The sequence below is a fragment of the Kitasatospora sp. NPDC051984 genome (genome assembly GCF_044593455.1).
Lineage (GTDB): Bacteria > Actinomycetota > Actinomycetes > Streptomycetales > Streptomycetaceae > Kitasatospora.
Map to the genome: position 1 here is coordinate 387,326 of NZ_JBIUCB010000002.1, position 3,778 is coordinate 391,103.

Annotated in this window: 3 protein-coding genes; all 3 read right to left on the reverse strand. The window is 67.3% G+C overall.

The genetic code is table 11. From position 1 onward, the window contains the following. On the reverse strand, positions 1 to 1,744 hold a 1,744-nt coding region (locus ACIHEI_RS05670), incomplete at its 3' end, for a S8 family peptidase (RefSeq protein WP_396605870.1). A gap of 54 nt (positions 1,745 to 1,798) precedes the next feature. Next, positions 1,799 to 2,971 carry a radical SAM protein gene (locus tag ACIHEI_RS05675; RefSeq protein WP_396605736.1) on the reverse strand — a complete coding sequence of 391 codons (1,173 nt, stop codon included), beginning with the start codon at positions 2,969 to 2,971 and terminating at the stop codon, positions 1,799 to 1,801. A gap of 93 nt (positions 2,972 to 3,064) precedes the next feature. Further along, the coding region (locus tag ACIHEI_RS05680; RefSeq protein WP_396605737.1) for a hypothetical protein at positions 3,065 to 3,778 on the reverse strand (714 nt) is incomplete at its 5' end.

Sequence of the window (3,778 nt, forward strand, 5' to 3'; positions counted from 1 at the left end):
CCACCGCGAAGAACAACTGCGGCCCCGGCCCCGCATCCAGCGTGAACACGGGCGGCGGACCCGAGCGGCTGACACCCGCCGGCCCCGAGACCGACAAGTCGCGACCGGACTGGGGCGGGGAAGCGGACGAGGACGAGGACGAGGACGAGGACTGCGACTGGGACTGGGCCGCCAGGACGGCGGCGTGCGCGTCCACCTGCCCGTATCCGTAGTCGGGGCTGTGCCCGGTCGCGTCGTAGCCGTCACCGATCTTGCGGGCGGTGTCCTTGAGGATGCCCCGCACCTGCTGGGCGGTCAGCCCGGGGTTCGCCGAGAGAACCAGCCCGATGATGCCCGCCACCAGCGGCGCGGCGGACGAGGTGCCACCGAAGGAATTCGTGTAGTCGGCGTCCACGCCTTCGGATCCGTCGTTGTATCCCTTGGCGCCGGTGCGGTCGGTGGTGAGGATGGATTTCTCGCCGAGCGAGCCGGCACCGCTCGACGGCGCACAGACCCAGATCGCGTTGCCGAAATCGCTGTAGTAGGCGCGGCGTTCACGGTTGGTGCTGGCGGCCACCGCGATGACGTTCGGATTCGAGGAATAGCCGTCCTTATCCACCGACTCGTTGCCGTTCCCGGCCGCCCAGCAGATCGGGATCCCCCGGCCACCGCGGCCCTTCTGCAGGCAGTACGCGATGGCTGCGTCCGTGGCGCCGGGCAGCGGCTCGGCGGCACCCGCCCCGTCCGGCGGGCCCCAGCTGCAACTGATGACGTCGGCCCCGTTGTCCGCGGCCCACTGGAACATGCGCGCCTCGTCGGCGGATCCGAGGTACTCGGGGAAGCGCGCGAGCATGAGCGAGCACTCCGGAGCCGCACCGGACGCCCGGATCCCTTTCGCCGCGGCAACCCCGGTGCAGGCGGTGCCGTGGTTCTCCAGGTCCGACTTCGGCGTGGCGTCGGGGATGTGCGCGGAGAAATCGAATTGAGGCCCCAGCTTCCCGGCGAACTCCGGGTGGCTCGTATCGGTGCCGTCGTCGAGGATCGCGACGTGGATGGCGGGGTCGCCCATGGTGAGCGACCACGCGTCCACCACATTGGCGGCCTGGAGATGCCACTGGAGGGAGACATAGCCGGCATCGCGCAGCGCCTGCACCGACGGCCCCGCCTCCGCCGGGGCCGCCACCGTGGCGGCCCGGCGCCGGTGCTTCTTCGAGATCAGGTCGGGGTGGGAGAACAGGGTGAGGCCCGTGGCGCGGTAGGTGTTGGCCATCCGGATGGCCCCCAGCCCGTCCGCGCCGGCGGGAGCCGCGAGCAGAAACCCGTTCTCGGCGTACCCCAGCTCCTCCACGACCCGCACCCCGTGCTGACTGTTCAGCTGGTCGATCTGTGCACGGGTCACCTCCGGCCGGAACTGCACGACGAAGTTGCTGGTGACGTAGATGTCGTCCTGACCGCCCCCCGCCCGATGGAGCACCGGCGCGGCGACCTCCACACTGCGCTCCCGGTTGAGCACCTGCACCGCACTCGCCGCCTCGGCCGGGCTCAGCGTGTAGACGATGAGCTGCTGGCCGGCCAGCTGCTCCACCTGAGTGGCCCGGTTCCGCAGCAGGTCCTGGGCCTCGGGCTGCAACGCATCGCGTTCGATGCCGAAGCGAACGCTGAACTTCACCGGGTCGCGGACGAGTGCGAGCTGCGCACTGCCCGCGTTGGGAAAGTACGCGAGTTCATCGCTCGCGGATTGACCACCCGTGCTGGGGTCGCTCATCGTCACTTCACTTTCTTCCTTCGGCGCACGAACAGCTGGTTCCGGCCGGGCCCATCACGCCGGGGCGCCGGCCAACTCGCGGCGGAGCCGGAGCGTTTCCTTGGGTTCCACATCGAGTCGCCGGCGCAAATGCCCGAAAATCTTCAGCAGGTCGGCGCACCACACACTGCGATTGTCGAAACCACGGTCCCGCGAATACCGGTGCGGGTGATAGCCGCCCGCACACGTGCTCATCTCGACGCACCCCACGCAGTCGTTCGGCAGGGGAGCACCGTCGAAAACCATCTGACTGTGCAACGGGCTCGCCTCGATCAGGTCCACGAAATCGTCCCGGAGAACATTGATGCCCGTCCGCACCATCCCTTCCTCGCACGCCTTGAGGACGTCGAGCCCTTCGATGTCACCACTCGGATTGACCACGACGAATCCCAACGGAATGTTCCCCAGGGCATCGACGTGGCTCGACCCACCGAGAATCAGACGGGACACCTCCCAGAAGTTCCGGATCCGCACTTCCAGCGTCGAATTGTTCCACCAGTCCTCGAAAATGGGGATCAGATAGTCGGCACAGGGAGTCGGGCCGTACTTCTCGTGCACGTCGCCGATGGTTTCGTGAGTCATGTCCGGCATCAGATAGCTGATACTGCGACAACCGATCTCCAGGAAGTGCCGGTGAATCTTCAGCGGGTCGGCCCCCAACTGCACCACGGCCAGAATCCCGTACCGCACGCCGTGCTTCTGCAACAGATCGAGACCGCGGCGCACCGCACGGTACGACCCGCTCCCGTTGCGCCGGACCCGGAAGGTGTCATGGACGTCCGGAGGCCCGTCCAGGCTGATACCGACATCGACGTCATGCTTCAGCAGGACATCGATCCACTCGCGGTTGAGGAGCGTGCCGTTGGTCTGAATGGAGATGTACACCCGAAGGCCCGGCAGCGAAGCGCGCGCCTCCGTGCACCAACGGTCGAAGCGCGCCGCCCCGATCAGACACGGCTCCCCACCGTGGAAGGACAGCGAAACGGAGCGCTGTCCGCTCATTTCGGCATGCCGGCGAAGGCGTTCCATCGTGGCGGAGAAAACCTCGTCCGACATCATGCGCGGACCTTCGGCCAACGTCTGGTCCGCCAGATTGAATTCGTAGCAGTACGTGCAGTCCAAATTGCACCTCCCCGCCACCTTCAGGATGGCGAGGCCCAGCCTCGGGGCGGCAACAACAGTAGTCACTTTCTCTCCTTACGGCACAGTGCAGCGCAGCGCATCACGTGATGGAGCGAGAGGCGATCGCAACCTCTCGCTCGTTTCAGTACGTCACTTCACTCACGACGGAGGCGGTCCCGCCGGCCCGGCCCCCGAGGCCTTCCCGGCACCGGGCCCACCGGGCGGGCCCGAACTGCCACGCCCCGGCCCACTGTCTCTGGACTTCCCGAGCTCGGCCTCGATGATCGGACGCAGTGCCGCGTCCACCCGCTCCAGTAGCAGATCGGCACTGATTCCTCCGCCCGGCGACGAACTGCTGTGCCCCTGGGTGTGGATCTCGTCGCGAGTAGCGGGAGACCCCGGCTCCGCAACCTCCTCCGTGACGTACTGGCTGTACGTCTGCACACTCGGCTTGCTCCCGACATCCCGAGTCGCAGCCGCCATCAACTTGCTTCCCCCACCACCTGACGTCGTCTGGCTGTGCGTCTGCTCATGAGGCGTTTCGTCGCCCACATCACGCGTGCTGGGCGAGCGCGGTTGCATGGCCTCCTGCGCAATGGACTGGCTGTGCGTCTGGGAATGCGGCTCCTCACCCACGTCGCGCGTGGCAGGCGAGCGCAGTTGCATCGCCTCCTGCGCAATGGACTGGCTGTGCGTCTGCGAATGCGGCTCCTCCCCACCGACATCCCGGGTGGCGGCCTCGACCAACTTGCCGCCCCCGCCACCACCGCTCGTCGATTCACTGTGCGTCTGCGAATGCGGCTCCTCACCCACGTCGCGCGTGGCAGGCGAGCGCAGCTGCATCGCCTCCTGCGCAATGGACTGGCTGTGCGT